The 16,988-nt window shown below is 42.6% G+C and carries 17 protein-coding genes; 13 read left to right on the forward strand and 4 right to left on the reverse strand.

Features of this window, described 5'->3' with window-relative positions:
- The 5 genes from ABWO12_RS06555 to ABWO12_RS06575 all read left to right on the forward strand — a co-directional run.
- On the forward strand, positions 1–758 hold a 758-nt coding region (locus ABWO12_RS06555), incomplete at its 5' end, for a hypothetical protein (RefSeq protein WP_353087967.1).
- Between the two features lie 21 nt (positions 759–779).
- Positions 780–929: a hypothetical protein gene (locus ABWO12_RS06560; protein ID WP_353087968.1), complete on the forward strand. Its 150-nt coding sequence runs from the start codon at positions 780–782 to the stop codon at positions 927–929.
- The gene (locus tag ABWO12_RS06565; RefSeq protein WP_353087969.1) at positions 913–1,611 is read left to right on the forward strand and encodes a hypothetical protein; all 699 of its coding nucleotides are present in this window, start codon (positions 913–915) and stop codon (positions 1,609–1,611) included. The genes ABWO12_RS06560 and ABWO12_RS06565 overlap by 17 nt, the downstream gene beginning before the upstream one ends.
- A gap of 8 nt (positions 1,612–1,619) precedes the next feature.
- Positions 1,620–2,129, forward strand: coding sequence for a M15 family metallopeptidase (locus ABWO12_RS06570; protein ID WP_353087970.1), 510 nt, complete (start codon positions 1,620–1,622; stop codon positions 2,127–2,129).
- A gap of 10 nt (positions 2,130–2,139) precedes the next feature.
- Positions 2,140–3,177 (forward strand): patatin-like phospholipase family protein, encoded by a 1,038-nt coding sequence (locus tag ABWO12_RS06575; protein WP_353087971.1) that lies wholly within the window; start codon positions 2,140–2,142, stop codon positions 3,175–3,177.
- Positions 3,178–3,247: 70 nt separating this feature from the next.
- Here ABWO12_RS06575 and ABWO12_RS06580 read toward each other — a convergent pair whose 3' ends face one another.
- Positions 3,248–5,296 carry a M13 family metallopeptidase gene (locus tag ABWO12_RS06580; RefSeq protein WP_353087972.1) on the reverse strand — a complete coding sequence of 683 codons (2,049 nt, stop codon included), beginning with the start codon at positions 5,294–5,296 and terminating at the stop codon, positions 3,248–3,250.
- A 130-nt stretch (positions 5,297–5,426) separates the two neighbouring features.
- Here ABWO12_RS06580 and ABWO12_RS06585 point away from each other — a divergent pair, with 130 nt between their 5' ends.
- The 5 genes from ABWO12_RS06585 (at position 5,427) to ABWO12_RS06605 (ending at position 11,202) form a co-directional block, all read left to right on the forward strand.
- The gene (locus ABWO12_RS06585) at positions 5,427–6,122 is read left to right on the forward strand and encodes an SCO family protein (protein WP_353087973.1); all 696 of its coding nucleotides are present in this window, start codon (positions 5,427–5,429) and stop codon (positions 6,120–6,122) included.
- Between the two features lie 107 nt (positions 6,123–6,229).
- Entirely contained in the window at positions 6,230–6,433 is a 204-nt protein-coding gene (locus tag ABWO12_RS06590) for a FeoA family protein (protein ID WP_073361168.1), read from the forward strand.
- Positions 6,434–6,442: 9 nt separating this feature from the next.
- Positions 6,443–8,548: a ferrous iron transport protein B gene (feoB, locus tag ABWO12_RS06595; RefSeq protein WP_353087974.1), complete on the forward strand. Its 2,106-nt coding sequence runs from the start codon at positions 6,443–6,445 to the stop codon at positions 8,546–8,548.
- Positions 8,549–8,554: 6 nt separating this feature from the next.
- Positions 8,555–8,680 carry a FeoB-associated Cys-rich membrane protein gene (locus tag ABWO12_RS06600; RefSeq protein WP_143161676.1) on the forward strand — a complete coding sequence of 42 codons (126 nt, stop codon included), beginning with the start codon at positions 8,555–8,557 and terminating at the stop codon, positions 8,678–8,680.
- Between the two features lie 293 nt (positions 8,681–8,973).
- Positions 8,974–11,202, forward strand: coding sequence for a TonB-dependent receptor family protein (locus ABWO12_RS06605; protein WP_353087975.1), 2,229 nt, complete (start codon positions 8,974–8,976; stop codon positions 11,200–11,202).
- 45 nt (positions 11,203–11,247) lie between these two features.
- Here ABWO12_RS06605 and ABWO12_RS06610 read toward each other — a convergent pair whose 3' ends face one another.
- From ABWO12_RS06610 to ABWO12_RS06620, 3 genes are all read right to left on the reverse strand, one after another.
- Positions 11,248–12,066: a ZIP family metal transporter gene (locus ABWO12_RS06610; protein WP_353087976.1), complete on the reverse strand. Its 819-nt coding sequence runs from the start codon at positions 12,064–12,066 to the stop codon at positions 11,248–11,250.
- Positions 12,059–12,715, reverse strand: a complete 657-nt coding sequence (locus tag ABWO12_RS06615) for a metal-dependent transcriptional regulator (RefSeq protein ID WP_353087977.1) — start codon at positions 12,713–12,715, stop codon at positions 12,059–12,061. Before ABWO12_RS06615 ends, ABWO12_RS06610 begins: the two co-directional genes overlap by 8 nt.
- A gap of 62 nt (positions 12,716–12,777) precedes the next feature.
- On the reverse strand, positions 12,778–13,158 hold the full coding sequence (locus ABWO12_RS06620; protein ID WP_353087978.1) for a Fur family transcriptional regulator: 381 nt from the start codon (positions 13,156–13,158) through the stop codon (positions 12,778–12,780).
- A 76-nt stretch (positions 13,159–13,234) separates the two neighbouring features.
- Between ABWO12_RS06620 and ABWO12_RS06625 the strand changes: the two genes are divergently transcribed.
- The 3 genes from ABWO12_RS06625 (at position 13,235) to ABWO12_RS06635 (ending at position 16,969) form a co-directional block, all read left to right on the forward strand.
- Entirely contained in the window at positions 13,235–13,585 is a 351-nt protein-coding gene (locus tag ABWO12_RS06625; RefSeq protein ID WP_353087979.1) for a MerC family mercury resistance protein, read from the forward strand.
- The gene (locus ABWO12_RS06630) at positions 13,582–14,820 is read left to right on the forward strand and encodes a GTP-binding protein (protein WP_353087980.1); all 1,239 of its coding nucleotides are present in this window, start codon (positions 13,582–13,584) and stop codon (positions 14,818–14,820) included. The genes ABWO12_RS06625 and ABWO12_RS06630 overlap by 4 nt, the downstream gene beginning before the upstream one ends.
- A gap of 103 nt (positions 14,821–14,923) precedes the next feature.
- On the forward strand, positions 14,924–16,969 hold the full coding sequence (locus ABWO12_RS06635) for a TonB-dependent receptor plug domain-containing protein (RefSeq protein ID WP_353087981.1): 2,046 nt from the start codon (positions 14,924–14,926) through the stop codon (positions 16,967–16,969).
- Positions 16,970–16,988 lie beyond the last annotated feature (19 nt).

Below are 16,988 nucleotides of genomic sequence, written 5' to 3' on the forward strand. Positions count from 1 at the left end.
CTTTGATTATGAAAACTGTAAATAAACTTTTTTACATGCTTTTGGGTGTGTTTTTTATTTCGTGTACTGATAAAACAACTGCTATCTCTGAAGTCGATTTCAATACCGATAAATTAATCTATAAATTAGAAATACTTGATAATCTTTCCGATTCATTATATAAAACCGATAACGATAACAAATGTGAAGTTTTAGTATCAAAAAGTATATATATAAATGGTAAATTTTATCAAGATGGAACAAAACAAATGGATAAAGTAATCGATTATTGTAAAACAAACAAACACAAAATTGACGTTAATAATGGCGTTCGGTTAAGAACAACTATAAGTATCAAAACTAATAATGATACCTTTAAAGAAGCTTTTATATGGGAGGATGGGATTTCAATTGTTTATGCTTCAAACAATCAAGAAGAAGATTCTTATGCAATCAGAGAAGGTAAGATTAAATTAGACACTGGATGCGTAAGAGATAAAGATGAAATTAGATACTGCTGTCTAAAAATAATATTTGATGAACCCGGTTCTGAAGGAGGTTTCAAGCAAAACATCTTAAATTTTGCTCGCACAGGAAATACTTGGAAATTGTTAAAAAGAGAAAGAATAAATACCATGATTAAAGACCCTAACAAGGATAAAATCGGTTATTGCTATGACACTATATTTAACAATTGTGAAAGTGTAATTAAAGACAATGAAAATATATTCATAACGAGCGCAATGCTTTTTGAACTTCAAGACCCAAAATGCTTTTAAAATAAACTCATCAATTCATTTATGGAGAATAGAAATATTGTTGTTTCGGCAAAAGTAAATAATCCATCCGCATCAGATAGTGCTTCAGGTACAGGTATTAATGATCTAAAAGAAAGAAAAATGAATTTTGAATATTTAAAACAAATTTTTGACTATGAAAATTGTAAATAGTATCATTATGCTACTTTTCATTACACTAATTTCCTGTAATAAAAAAAGAGACATTGAAAATAAAAAAACAGGCGATAAAAACCAAAACTATACTATAATTAGAAATAACTATAATCCTGATTCTATTTACTATAACATAGACGTTGTTTGGGATGAAAATGGTGTTGAAGAACTATTTTTAATAACAAAAAGCATTACTGTTGCTGACTCATCATTTGGAGGCTTAAATAATAATGAAAATTGGAAAAGAGCTTGGAATTATATGAAAAATAAATATCCTGAAATGGAATGCCCTAATCTCAAGTACAGCATTTATCTATATGAAAATAAAAAATTTATTGAATTTGCAAGTGTAATTTATGATGGGCGAGACATTACATATCCAATTTTAAAGCAAGGCGAGTTTAGTAATATGAATTCAAATGCTTTAACCGGTAAAAATAAAAAAGTAACTGTTTCTAATTTTTTAAGGATTATGGAGGTCAATAATGATAATTTAGATTTAAAAAGCATTAATTTGATATACGAAAATAAAAAATGGACAATTATTTCAAAAGAAATTTTAAATCATAATTATGAGTTAAGTTATTGTATTGACACAACTGATAATGATTTTTCATTAGAAAATATGAATTTACATTACATTTTTGATTATCCCCAAAGTAATTTTAATTGTAAATAATCAACACCATGGACACTCCCACCCAAAACCGCATTGCCCAACTCCATCCGTCGGTACGCGCTGAAGTTACCCTAATCATTCAAGCCTGTGATCAAGCGCTCACCGGGCGGGCCAAAGTACGAATCACGCAAGGATTGCGCACCTTCAAAGAACAAGATGATTTATTTGCGCTCGGGCGAACCCGCGTCAATCCCCAAGGAAAAACCGCCAAAAAACCGCTCGGCAACCGTGTAACCCAAGCCAAAGGCGGACAATCGGTGCACAATTATGGCTTTGCCGTAGATATTTGCCTCATCATCGACGGAAAAACGGCCTCCTGGGATACCGCCAAAGACTGGGACAATGACACCGTTGCCGACTGGTATGAATGCGTGAAAATTTTTGCAAAATTCGGCTGGGAATGGGGCGGCAATTGGAAAAATTTTAAAGATTTCCCCCATTTTGAAAAGAAAGGCTTCAACAACTGGCGCCAAATGATCAAACGCCAACGCGACGCACAAGGTTATGTAGTACTTTAAAAAAACAATTATGACCCGTAAAATCACCCTACTCTCCCTTGATGGCGGAGGAATTCGAGGCATTATCTCCTGTATTATCCTGAAATACATCGAAGAACAACTCCAACAACACGATCAACCAAAAGCCAAACTCGGGGATTATTTTGACCTTATCGCGGGAACCAGTACCGGCGGACTCATAACGGCGTTGCTGCTTTGCCCCGATGAGCACCAAAAGGCCAAGTTCTCGGTGACTGAAGCGCTACAACTTTATACCGAAAAAGGAGCCTCCATTTTTGACGTATCGTTTTGGGACAAACTCCTCAACCCGTTTGGGCTACTCAAAGAAAAAATCGACGATGCGCCTATAGAACAAGAGTTGACGCGTGTGTTTGGTTCACTCGAACTGCGGCACCTTATCAAGCCGTGTCTCATTACCGCCTACGACATCACCGCACGAAAAGCAACCTTTTTTACAAGCCACAACGCCCAAAATCCTATTCGCAACTTTCGCGTAACCGACGTCTGCCGCGCTACCGCTGCGGCGCCCTCTTATTTTGAACCGGCGCAAGTGGTTTCACTCTCGGGCGAACAGTTTACCCTTATCGATGGCGGAGTCTATGCCAACAATCCCGCTTTGTGTGCCTATGCTGAAGCGCGAAAAATTCCCTTCTCCAAAGTGCTCAACCACCCCGATAAACCCGATTACCCCTCGGCCAATGACATGATTGTGGTTTCGGTGGGAACAGGAACGGTGTTGAAATCCTATGCCTTTGACGATTTTAAAAATGCGGGAAAAGTCGAATGGATCACACCGCTTATCGACATCTTGTTGTCATCCAACGTGGAGACGGTCAATTACCAAATGCAAAAAATGTATGAATCCCTCGGGAATGAAAACACACAGCACTATTTCCGATTGATGCCCGAACTCCTGAAAGCGTCCTCCGAAATGGATGATACTTCTCCTGAGAATATCCAAAACCTCATTCAAGACGGACTTACCTTCGTTCGAAAAAATCAAGCTCAACTCGATCGCATTGTGCAAAAACTTCTCGATAACCGCTAAGAAACCTAATCCCTATCCCTACAAAAGGCCGCTCTTTAGGAACGGCCTTTTACATTATTGTGCGGTTGAATTACCATATTTTTACCCGTTTTTCAGGAGCTAAGTACAATTTGTCATTTTCCTTAATATTGAACGCTTGGTAAAACGCATCAACATTGAGCAACGGTACATAAGCCCGGTACATTCCAGGGGAATGTGGATCGGTTTTCACCTGATTCTTAATCGCTTCGTCGCGCATTTTGGAGCGCCAAATCGTAGCCCACGAAATAAAGAAACGCTGTTCGGGTGTAAATCCATCAATCAACCCCGGATTTCCATGGTCTTTCAAATACAATTGTAACCCGTCGTAGGCTGCGTTCACCCCGCCCAAATCGCCAATATTTTCCCCTAAGGTAAATTTACCATCCACAAAAGTTCCCGGTAAGGGTTGCAACGCACTGTATTGATCGGCCAAAGCCGTTCCCAATGCGGTAAACTGTTTTAAATCCTCATCCTTCCACCAATTGATCAAATTCCCGTCGGCATTGTAGCGTGCCCCTGAATCGTCGAATCCGTGCGATATTTCATGCCCAATGACAGCACCAATACCCCCAAAATTCACCGCGGCATCGGCCTTATAATCGTAAAAAGGCGGTTGTAAAATAGCCGCTGGGAACACTATTTCATTATACGACGGATTGTAATACGCATTCACCGTTTGAGGCGTCATCCCCCAACGGGTTTTATCGACGGGCTTGCTTAAATCGTCGATGTTGTTTTGGAAATTCCAGCGGGACACATTCTCCATATTTTCAAAATAGGAACCTCCGTCGGCCAAGGCTTTGATTTCTAGTTTGGAATAATCTTTCCATTGATCGGGGTATCCAATTTTTACCGTCGACTTGCGCAACTTTTGAATGGCACCCACACGGGTTTCAGGAGCCATCCAAGGCAAGTTATTGATGCGGTTTTCAAAAGCACGGAAGACGTATTTGATCATTTTAGCCGCTTTCTCTTTGGCTTCTGCTGGGAATTTTTGCGCTACATACAATTTGCCTAAGGCTTCCCCCACCGTACTGTTGACTACTTGAAGCGCGCGCTCCTCGCGGGGACGTTGTTTTTTGGCTCCTTGCAGGGTTTGACTGTAAAACTCCCAGTTGGCCCGTTCGATATCGGTCGTCAATTGATCGGCGTAACGGTTAAGAAGGGTCCAACGCAAATACGCTTTCCAAGCATTGACTTCATTGGCCTGAAAAAGGGTTTCCAAAGCGGCCATGTATTTGGGCTGCGATACAATCACAGTGTCGATACGCTTGATGCCCGCACCCATGATATAATTGCGCCAATTGACCGATGGTGTGAGGTTTTGCAATTGCAAAATATCCATGGGATTATACGATTTTCTGCGGTCGCGGCGTTCAACACGGTCAAAACGCGGTTGCGCCATGGCTGTTTCCAAAGCCAAAATACGGGCAGCATCGGCTTGCGCTTTGGCCTCTGACAAACCGAGGTATTGCAACATACGGGCAACGTGGGCCACATATTTTTGCCGTTTTTCTTTTGAATCCGCATCTTCCGATACGTAGTAATCTCGGTCGGGCAATCCCAAACTTCCGGGTCCAATACTCAACACATTTTTGTTGCTATTTTTGGCATCCGCACCCACAAACATGCTGTAAAATCCAACGCCGCCAAACGGCAAACGATCGATCATTAATTTATTTAAATCATTGACATTTTTTACCGCATCGATTTGCGCTAAGGTCGCTTTCAAGGGTTGAATTCCGCGTTTGTTGCGCGCCAAAGTATCCATATAGGTTTTGTATACGTTAACGGCTTTCGCTTGATCCGATTTAGGGTCCAACTTCTTGTCGTTGGCCGCTTGTTTAAGAATGGTCAGGGCGTCTTTGTCGGTATTCTGACGCAATTCATCAAAACTTCCCCAACGGGTACGGTCGGCGGGAATCTCGGTTTTGTCAAACCAAGTACCGTTTACATAGCGAAAGAAATCATCGCCGGGTTTGACCGACTTGTCCATCAAGTCCAAATGAAGGCCTGGCTTATTTTGTGCTACCGCTGTATCCAAAACCAAACAAGCGGCTAAGGTAGCAGCAAAAGTGAGTATATTATGGTTTTTCATACCGTGTTTCGTTTATTTTTCCCAACAAAGCTATCAAAATATTGATTGAATAGTTGTTAAATTCAGTATAATCCTCCAAAGAAATCGGTTCAATTCGACAGGGGTTTGTACTTTTGACAAAATTTTTGGCATGGGTACCTTTCTCAAAAAATATCGCTTTTTTATTCTCTTTTTTGTGTTGTTCTCCATCATCACTGTGAGTGCTTTTTATTCGGTGTTAAAACCCAAAAAAAACCTCCCCATTTATACCCCAAGCGATGTTAATCCAGAGTTAGTCGACACGACGGTGCAACATGTGGCATTGGAACACCGCATCGGATCGTTTGCCTTTACCAATCAAAACGGGAAAACGACTACCGATAAAGACTATGAAGGGAAAATTTATGTTGCCGACTTTTTCTTTACCACGTGCCCAACCATTTGTCCCAAAATGACCAATAACATGGTCTGGTTACAGGAAAAAATCAAAAACAACCCTAAAGTAAAATTGATCTCTTTTTCGGTGACACCCGATATCGACAGCGTTCCCGTTTTGAAAGCCTATGCGCAAAAAAAAGGAGTGCTAGACCACAAATGGAACCTGCTAACGGGCGATAAAAAAGCGATTTACTACTTGGCACGCAAATCATTTTTGGCGGTAAAAACAGGCAATCCCAAGGAATTATACGATATGGTACATACCGAAAATTTTGTACTCGTCGATACCCAACAACGCATCCGCGGCTTTTATGACGGCACCAACCTTGACGGACCTACCGAACCGGGGGTAAAAAATGTACAGCAATTGTGGGAAGATATTCAGTTTTTATGCGAACCCCAGGAATGAATGTCAAACAAAACATAATTTTTTAGCGGAAGCCCCATTATCCGTTCGATTTGCGTATTTTTGTATTTTAATTCAATCTAAATAAAGTGAGCGAAACCTTAGCCGATATGAAAATCGGGCAGCAAGCAACCATCGTCGAGTTTAACATCGATACCATTCCCTTGAAATTACTTGAAATGGGTTGCCTTCCGGGCAATCGCGTTGAATTGTTGCAAATCGCTCCTTTGGGAGATCCGCTTTATTTTACCATCAATGATTCGCACGTGGCCATTCGTATCGAGACGGCTCGGCAAATAGAAGTGACATTCTAACGACTTACCATGGCGGAAAAAACGATAAAAGTAGCTTTAATTGGGAATCCCAACACCGGTAAAACATCGGTTTTCAATCAACTTACAGGGTTAAAACAGCAAGTGGGGAACTACCCCGGAATTACCGTAGAAAAGAAAATAGGGTATTGCCGATTGAATGAAACTACCCGCGCTTCGATACTCGATTTGCCCGGTACTTACAGTTTGAATGCGAGTTCAATCGACGAAAATGTGGTGATCGAACTTTTACTGAACCGCAAAGACGAGAATTTTCCCGATGTCGTGGTCGTGGTTTCTGAAGTTGAAAACCTTAAGCGAAATCTACTCCTTTTTACCCAAATCAAAGACCTAGAAATTCCTACCATTTTGGTCATCAACATGAGCGACCGAATGAAATTGAAAGGCATCGAATTGGACATTCCGTATTTGGAAAACCAATTGAAAACCAAAATCGCATTGACGAGTTCCCGAAAAAATATTGGAATCGAAGCCATCAAACAACGCATTCTCGAATATCAATCCTTACCCACCGAACCGTGTTTGAATGCCTCCTCCATTGACCCCGAATACTTCGATAAATTGCGCAAAGCCTTCCCCAATCAATTGGTGTACAAACTGTGGTTGGTGATTACCCAGGACGTTAATTTCTTGAATTTGGAGCGGAACGAAATGAAAAGCTCTTTCACCAAATCGCATACTGAACTCCGACGATTGCAGCAAAAAGAAACCATCAAACGGTATCAGTTCATCAATGATACATTAAAAGTAGGACAAACCATCGACCGTTCCAAAGCGGGCAACATCAGCGCACGCCTCGATCGCATACTTACCCACAAAATCTTTGGCTACCTCATTTTCTTTGTGATTCTCTTTGGCATCTTCCAATCGATTTTCGACTGGTCAAGTGTCCCCATGAATTTTATCGACGAAAAGTTTGCTCAACTCGCTACCTACACTGCTACCCATTTGCCACCCGGCGAATTCACCAATTTAATTACCGAAGGAATTATCCCGGGTATCGGTGGAATTCTCATTTTTATTCCGCAAATCGCCTTTTTATTCTTCTTTATTTCTGTCTTGGAAGAAAGTGGTTATATGAGTCGCGTGGTGTTTTTGATGGACAAAATCATGCGGCGCTTCGGCCTCTCTGGGAAAAGTGTAGTGCCGTTAATTTCAGGGACCGCTTGTGCCATACCCGCTATCATGGGAGCGCGCAATATTGAAAATTGGAAAGAACGCTTAATTACCATCTTGGTCACGCCATTTATCACTTGTTCCGCCCGATTGCCCGTATATGCCATTCTGATTGCCCTCATTATTCCCGAGAAACATGTTTTGGGATTCATCAGCCTTCAAGGACTTACACTGATGGTCTTGTACCTGTTGGGCTTCGGTATCGCGCTGTTGTGTGCCTTTATTTTGCATAAGGTTTTGGACCTGAAAACGAAGTCCTATTTTGTGGTGGAAATGCCCGGATACAAAATTCCCATGGCCAAAAACGTGGGCATCAATGTAGTCGAAAAAACTAAGTCATTCGTCTTTGGGGCAGGAAAAATTATTTTAGCATTATCGGTCATCCTCTGGTTCCTTGGCTCACACGGACCCGGTGACGAATTTAAAAATGCCGAAAAAATCATTGAACAAAAAGTCTATAATTCCTCCGTGCCAATCAATCCCTCCGTGATTCCCAATTGGACCGCCGAATACAAATTGGAACACTCCTACATGGGTATCGCAGGGAAAATGATCGAACCCGTGATTGAACCGCTGGGCTACGACTGGAAAATTGGCATTGCCGTAGTCAGCTCATTTGCCGCACGGGAAGTCTTTGTGGGCACCTTAGCCACCATCTACAAAGTGGGCGATCAAAGCGAAGAAGAAACCACCATCAAAGAACAAATGCGCCACGAAATTCACGAAGACGGCAGTCCGGTGTTTAATTTGGCAAGCGGCATCTCCCTCTTACTATTTTATGCCTTCGCTATGCAGTGTATCAGTACGCTCGCCATCGTAAAAAAAGAAACCAATTCGTGGAAATGGCCCATGATTCAATTGGTTTTTATGAGCGGTATCGCCTACGTTTCGGCCTTGGTTGCCTATCAGTTTTTAAAGTAATTCGCTATGGGTATACAAGAAATTTTTGTCTACTTGGCCTTGGGCATCGCACTCGCTTATCTCTTTGAGCGCTTTAAAAAACGACCCAAGAAAAAAGATAAAGACTGCGGCGATGGAAATTGTGGCTGTTAATTTTTAGGGCAATCCCCCGAGTTAGCGCCTTTCGTAACCAACCCATTCCTGCACCTCGGGGTCGGGTCTTCCGTTGCAATACCGCCGCTTTGTTCCGCCGCGGACGGGATTTCCACTCCACCCCCTATTGCAATAGCTGCCTCGAAATCAGCTTGTTATTCGCCAGAAAAAACACATTGTAAAATACCGCTTTTTCCACTGACTTTAAACAAGAATTAAATTTAATATTATTCTTATTTAAACTTTGTCTAAATAAGAATAAGGATGTATCTTTGCCGGAAATTTTCAAAAACATGCGTATTATTGCCCCCATACTGACTGGACTTTTAATTACCGCAGCGGCATCACAGGCCCAAGAAGTGAAAAAAGATACAGCTACAGTTACCCTCGATCAAGTAATCATTTTCATCAAAGAACAAACCCCCGATCGTATGCCTGCTGTACAGCAACAAACCATCTACTCGGGTAAAAAAAATGATGTTTTACGTCTCAACGAAATCAATGCCAACCGCACCACCAATAATGCCCGTGAACTCTTTTCGCGTATGGCAGGTGTTTCGGTTTGGGAAAACGACGGCTCCGGAATTCAAGTCAACGTGGCCGTCCGTGGATTAAGTCCCAACCGCAGCTGGGAACTCAACACGCGTCAAAACGGCTACGACATTTCCTCCGACGTTTTCGGATACCCTGAAGCCTATTACAATCCCCCGATGGAAGCGGTTGAACGTATCGAATTCATCCGTGGTGGGGCTTCGTTGCAATTTGGACCCCAATTTGGAGGAATGCTCAACTATGTATTGAAAAAAGCACCTGAGAAAAAATTTAGTTACGAAACCCAAAATACAGTAGGAAGTTTTGGCTTAGTAAGCAGCTTCAATGCGATTGGGGGAAAACACGGAAAATTCACGTATTACGCCTACCACCATGCCCGTAGAGCCGATGGATGGCGCGACAATACAGGATATCAAATTCGCAATTCCTTTGTCAACTTGGGCTACGAATTTGCACCGCATTGGAAAGCACAAGTAGAATTCACCACCATGGACTATGAATTGCAACAACCCGGAGGATTAACCGATGCGCAATTTGCAGCCGATCACCGTCAATCGTTACGCGATCGCAACTGGATGGGTACGCCTTGGAACTTGGCTACGATTACCATTACAGGACGCTGGAGTCCTAAAATTACTACGGATTTTAAATTATTCGGACTCTATGGCGAGCGCAATAGTGTGGGATTCACTGCGGCACCCAACGTAGTAGATGCCATAAACCCCACCACATTAGCCTATGCCAACCGTCAAGTAGACCGTGATCGTTATGTTAACTTCGGCTTGGAAAACCGTTCACTTTGGAACTATGCTCTGGGGAAAACACAACATCATTTGGCTTTTGGTTTCCGTTTGTATCAAGCCGATACTAACCGCAGACAGCGTGGTACAGGAACTAATGATAGCGATTTTGACCTCACCGTTAGCGATCGTTACCCGAGAAACTTAGACTTTACCACGCGCAACATCGCACTTTTTGCCGAAAACATGTTCCAAATCACCCCGGCTTGGACCGTAACCCCAGGCGCGCGTTTGGAAATCATTGAATCGGTAGGTTCAGGATTGTTCAACCGTGTGAGCGGTAACGATGTGTTGATGCCCAATCAAGAGTTAAACCGCACCCAACTCTTGTTAGGTTTAGGTACCGAATACCATATCGGAACGACAAATGTGTACGCAAATATTTCCCAAGCGTATCGCCCGGTTTTGTTCTCCGATCAAACACCTCCAGCGACGACCGATGTTATCGATCCTAACTTACAAGATGCCAACGGATACACCCTCGATTTGGGATACCGCGGTACGTATAAAAACTGGATTAATTTTGATGTTTCCTACTTTTACATGGTGTACAACAACCGCATTGGTTCGTTAAACCGCTTTATCAACGACGACCCAACGCAGGCTGCTTTTGCCTTCCGAACCAACTTGGGTAAAAGCATCCACAAAGGAGCCGAACTGTACGGAGACATTAGTTGGTTTGATGTATTTGGAGCCCCAAAAACATGGGGGAAATTGAAAACCTTTGCCAGCAGTGCCTTCATCAGTGCCCGTTACGATGATTTTGCGGTAACGAGTGTAAGCGGTGCAGCTCCTAATGTAACCATTACAACCACCAATTTGGCTGGAAAACGCGTTGAAAACGCCCCCGAATTCATTCACAACTTTGGTATTAGTTGGGAATACAAAAAAATCTCCATCAGTGCACAACAACGTCAAAACGGCGCAGTATATAGCGATGCACAAAATACCGTGACACCCACAGCCAACGGGGTAAACGGCCGTATCGGTGGGTACAAAGTAATCGACTTAGGAATGGAATACCGATTCCGCAATTACAACCTTCGTGGAGGAATCAACAACCTTACGAACGAGAAATACGCGACACGACGCGCGGGAGGCTATCCTGGACCAGGGTTGTTACCGGGAGAGGGACAAAGTTTTTACGTTTCGATTGGGGCTAAATTTTAATCCCAACTATGCATAAAAAAGGCAGCTTCATCGCTGCCTTTTTTATTATCCCAAAGCGACATCGAGCATCATCATGACGATAAAGCCACCGATGAAACCCAAGGTGGCGATATCCGTATTTTTATCTTGTTGCGTTTCGGGAATCACCTCTTCAACCACAACAAATATCATTGCCCCTGCTGCAAATGCTAAGGCGTACGGCAACAAAGGGGTAAAAAAAGTTACCGCCACCGCACCCAAAACCCCCGCTATGGGTTCGACCAACGCCGACGATTGTCCGTACATAAAACTCTTCCATCGGCTCATTCCCATTCGACGAAGCGGCATTGACACAGCAATACCCTCAGGGAAATTTTGAATTCCAATTCCTATCGCCAAAGTCACCGCTCCAGCAATCGAGGCTTCAGGAATACCTGCTGCAACGCCTCCAAAAAGAACACCCACCGCCAACCCTTCTGGGATGTTGTGCAAAGTGATCGCCAAGACCAACAAAGTCGTACGTTGCCAGGGCGATTTCATGCCTTCGGTTTCTTGGAAATTAAGATGCAAATGCGGTAGAATTTTGTCTAATCCGAAAATGAAAAAGGCTCCAAGTAAAAACCCAAGTGCGGCGGGAATTACTTTAACAAACCCGTCGCCTTCACTCATTTCGATGGCCGGTGCTAACAAACTCCAAAAACTGGCAGCCACCATAACACCGCCTGTAAAACCGAGCATTCCATCGAGAACAACCCGGTTCATCGTTTTAAAGAAAAATACAAAAGAAGCGCCCAAAGCGGTCAAACCCCAGGTAAATAAAGTCGCCAGTAAAGCGGCCACTACGGGGTCAATTTGTTCAAAAAAATGGAGTACTGAATCAAGCATGTTTTAAGACATAAAGGTTATCTGCTATTTTTTGTGAAAGCACTAATTCTTGTTCGTTGATACGAATACGTATCGAATGATCAAATGGTTCGATTTCCAGCAATTCAATGGGAGCGCCCAAGGCTATTTTTTGTTTATCCAAATATTGAAGAAATCCCGGAGACGAATCTTTTACTCCAATAAAGCGATAGGTATGATTGCGTTGGGCTTCCGAAAGGAGAATCCGTTCCTCTTTGACCATTTCGCCTTTGGCATTCGGAATAGGATCACCGTGCGGATCAAAGGAAGGGTAGCCCAAAAACTCATCGAGGCGTCCGATCAATGCTTCCGATTGAATGTGTTCCAACTCTTCGGCAATATCATGTACCTCATCCCAGGCAAAGCCCAATTTTTCGACCAAAAAAACCTCCCACAAGCGGTGTTTGCGCACCACCATCTTAGCTTTTAGCAACCCCGATTCGGTCAACGTAACGCCTTGGTATTTTTGGTAGGAAACCCAATTTTTATCGGCCAATTTTTTAAGCATATCCGTTACAGAAGATGCTTTGGTATCCAAAGTTCCCGCGATAGCATTGGTGGTTACCCCTTTGGGAGACACTTGTGATAAATGGTATATGACTTTAATGTAGTTCTCTTCAGAAATGGTCATAAATGAATAATTTGATTCAAAAATAAATTATTCTTTTTGACAAAAAAAATTTTTAGACAAAACTAAATCGACTGGCATTGAGGACAAACTCCTGTCAATGTAAAATTCATGTCGTGCACAGTGTAGGCATTTGGGAGTTCAAATTCAGGTATAGGTAGTGATAAACACTCGGTTTTATGGCAACGGGTGCAATTAAAATGCACATGATTGTGGTCGTGATGTGCCTCATGACGACAAAAAGCATACTTGACCACACCCTCGGCTGTCACCGTTTTGTGAATAATATCCGATGCCAAAAGCCGATCTAAAACACGGTAAACGGTAACGCGATCGCATATTTGTTGTGTACTTTCCAAAATTTCGGCATGCGATAAGGCTTGATGTGAATCGGAAAGCACCTTCAAAATAGCCGATTTGGCTGGAGTATTACGGGACTTTTTCATATTAATTGCAACATTGTTGCGTTAATTGATTTATTCTTTATATTTGCAACACTATTGCATTAACAAATTTACAAAAATGAAATGGAAATCCCTTACTTCTACGGATGCATTGGGTGTCTTCTCGGCGGGAATGTGTATGATTCACTGTTTAGTGTTTCCCTTATTCACCTTACTTCCCCTTGAGAAAACGCACAATTTCTGGGTAGATGCAATGTTGGGTGGCCTAAGTATTGGGCTCGCCATCAAGGCTATGAAAAAAACGACTTTGGTCAGTGTACGGCTGTTGTTTTTGGTATCAATACTCATGTTGCTTTTTGGACTAATTATCGAAAGGATTACGCTACATCACGCTCAAGGATTGCTTTGGGGTGGCGGCGGACTTATTATTGCCCATTGTATTCATTTTAAAACGCACAAACACGAATGAAAAAGTTACCCGTAACCGTATTATCAGGGTTTTTAGGCGCAGGAAAAACCACCTTATTAAATCATATTTTACACCAAAAAGAAGGGCTAAAAGTTGCCGTTATTGTCAATGACATGAGCGAAATCAACATTGATGCACAGCTTGTTTCGCGGGAAATGACATTATCTCGAACAGAAGAGAAATTGGTCGAAATGAGCAACGGCTGTATTTGTTGTACGTTACGTGAAGATTTAATGGTTGAAGTTGAAAAATTAGCCCGAGAAAATCGTTTTGATTACTTGCTAATTGAAAGTACAGGAATAAGCGAACCCATTCCTGTAGCACAAACTTTCTCGTTTATTAGCGAAGACCAAACCGTTGACTTATCGCGATTTAGCTATATCGACACCATGGTTACTGTAGTCGATGGCTTTCAATTTTTAAAAGACTTTGGCAGTGCAGACACCTTGGTGGAACGAAAAGTTTCCTCTATCGAAAATGACGACCGAAGTTTGGTCAATTTGTTGGTGGACCAAATCGAATTTGCCAATGTTATTTTAATTAATAAAACCGATTTAATTACTGCCGATCACTACCAAAAATTAGAAGCCATTCTCCATCAATTGAATCCAGAAGCGTTGATTTATCCCACCGAAATGGGAAAAATTGCCCCTGAAAAAATCATAAATACCCGACTTTTTGATTACGAAAAAGCGGAAACCTCAGCGGGCTGGATTCGCGAATTAGAAGGGTTGCATACACCTGAGTCTGAAACCTATGGTATTCGCTCTTGGGTTTTCCGTGACCCAAGACCTTTTCACCCGGAACGATTTTGGACGTGGATGCAAGAGTTTCCGCAAACCGTTCTGCGAAGCAAAGGGTTGTATTGGTTGGCTTCACGTCCAGACCAAGCTTTAAACTGGTCTCAAGCGGGCGGATCGATAAAATCAGAGGGCGCTGGCGTATGGTGGGCAAGCATGCCGTTCCAAGAACGCTTAAACTTTGAAAACTTTGTCTTGAACCAAGAACTCATCGAAGAACGATGGACACCTCAATTTGGAGATCGTTTGAATGAATTGGTATTTATTGGCATACAAATGGACGAACAACAACTGCGCGCCGAACTAGAGCAATGTTTGTGTACTTCAGAAGAAATAAAGCAGATGGTCCAAGGAGATTTTCTTGTAAAAGACCCTTTTCCAATCCCTAAACAATACAATCCAAACTTAGAAACAACCGGTGTTTTCTATGATTAACGTTTTGCTTTTTTGGTTATAATGGTAAAAACCGGCAGTGATTATTTTCTGACCGGTTTTTATTTAATAAAAATATTTTTTAGTTTTGTCTAAATATTTTTTTATGAAATACAAAATTGCGGTTTTTATCGTATTTCTTGGGCTGACTTTACACAGTCAAACCCCTCAGGATAGCCTTTCCAAAGGAACGACACAATTGGATGAAATTGTAGTCTCTGGAACCTTAAAACCTGTGAAACGGCTCGAAAATGCGGTGCCTGTAGAAATCATTACATCGACTTTTTTGAAACAAAATCCAACCTCCAATTTAGTAGACGCCTTGCAAAACGCCAACGGATTACGTCCGCAAAACAATTGCAATGTTTGCAACACCTTTGACATTCGCATCAATGGAATGGAAGGCGCCTACACCATGGTTACCATTGACGGAATGCCCATCGTGAGTGCACTAGGAACTGTATACGGACTCTCAGGAATTCCCACCTCCATGATTGAACGTATCGAAGTAGTTAAAGGGCCCGCTTCTTCTTTGTATGGCAGTGAGGCCGTAGCGGGTTTGCTCAACATTATCACCAAAAAACCGGAAAACCATAAACGTTTTACGGGAAATTTTTTTACCACTTCTTGGTGGGAACATAATGTCGATTTGGGCTACCGCTTGGGGTCAAAAAAATCGGGCAACGGACTGCTCGGCGTGAATTACGTGCATGCTCAAAATCGAGTTGATGAAAACCGTGATAATTTTACCGATGTGGCACTCCAAGACCGGATTGCTCTTTTTGGGAAATGGAACTTTAAGCGGAAAAGCGGAAAAGCTTTTCAATGGGTTTCGCGTTATTTGTATGAAGATAGATGGGGTGGTCAAATGCAATGGAACTCTTCCTTTCGCGGAGGTGACCAAGTCTATGGCGAAAGCATTTACACCTCACGGTATGAATTCCTCGGTTTGTATGAACTGCCCACCACAGAAAAAATCAAACTGCAATACTCGTGGATCGGCCACAACCAAAATTCGGTATACGGAAATTCGGTATACATCGCGCAACAAAACATTGGATTTGTTCAAGCCCTTTGGGACAAACAAATAGGAAACCACTCCCTCTTAACCGGATCGGCCTACCGTTATCAATTCTACAACGACAACACGCCTGCCACCGCACAATCCAATCACATGCATATTGGAAGTTTTTTCGTGCAAGATGATTGGACATGGAGTGCCAAAACAGGAGCACTTCTCGGTATGCGTTATGATTACAATTCGGCACACGGTTCCATCCTTACGCCACGTATCGCATTCAAATGGAAGCCCGCTTCAAACGCCGTGATGCGATTTAATTTGGGTACCGGATTTCGTGTAGTGAATCTTTATACCGAAGACCATCAAGCCTTGTCGGGAGCTCGTGACGTAATTTTGGCCGAATCTTTACGGCCTGAAACTTCATACAATGCCAACTGGAACTACCTTCACAAATGGTCGACAACCCAGGCCGGAACCTTTGTGATCGAGGCTTCTACGTGGCTAACCTATTTCACCAACCGCATTTTACCCGATTATGACACCAACCCCAATGCTATTATTTATAAAAATTTGGACGGCGACATGCGAATGTGGGGCAGTGGATTGCAAGGCGATTGGATCAGTCCGTTTGGAATTACAGCCTCGCTTGGATTTAACCTCTATCGCCCAACGGTTCGGCAAGAAGGACGTGAATTTCAACCGTTATTTGCCGAACGTTATGGGGCCAATTGGTCGATTGCCTTTACCCCGAGAAACAGCAAGTGGACCCTCGATTACACTGGAAACCTCACTGGACCGATGCGCTTGCCGTTATTAGGACCCTTAGACCCGCGTCGGGAATACTCCTTGCCGTTCAGTATCCAAAACATTCAATTGACGTACAAAGGTGGGCATCATTTTGAAATCTATGGCGGGGTAAAAAACCTACTCAACTGGACGCCTAATCGCGGAAATCCATTTTTGATTGCACGTGCCAACGATCCATTTGACCAAAACGTGCAATTTGATAGTAATGGTATGGCTTTGCCCACGCCCGACAACCCGTTTGGTCTAACCTTTGACCCTACGTATGCCTACGGCCCTAATCAAGGGATTCGCGGTTTTATTGGGATTCGCTTTCATTGGGATTAACAAATGTTTGGGCAAAAGG

The organism is Flavobacterium sp., from assembly GCF_040379285.1.
Taxonomy (GTDB): Bacteria; Bacteroidota; Bacteroidia; order Flavobacteriales; family Flavobacteriaceae; genus Flavobacterium.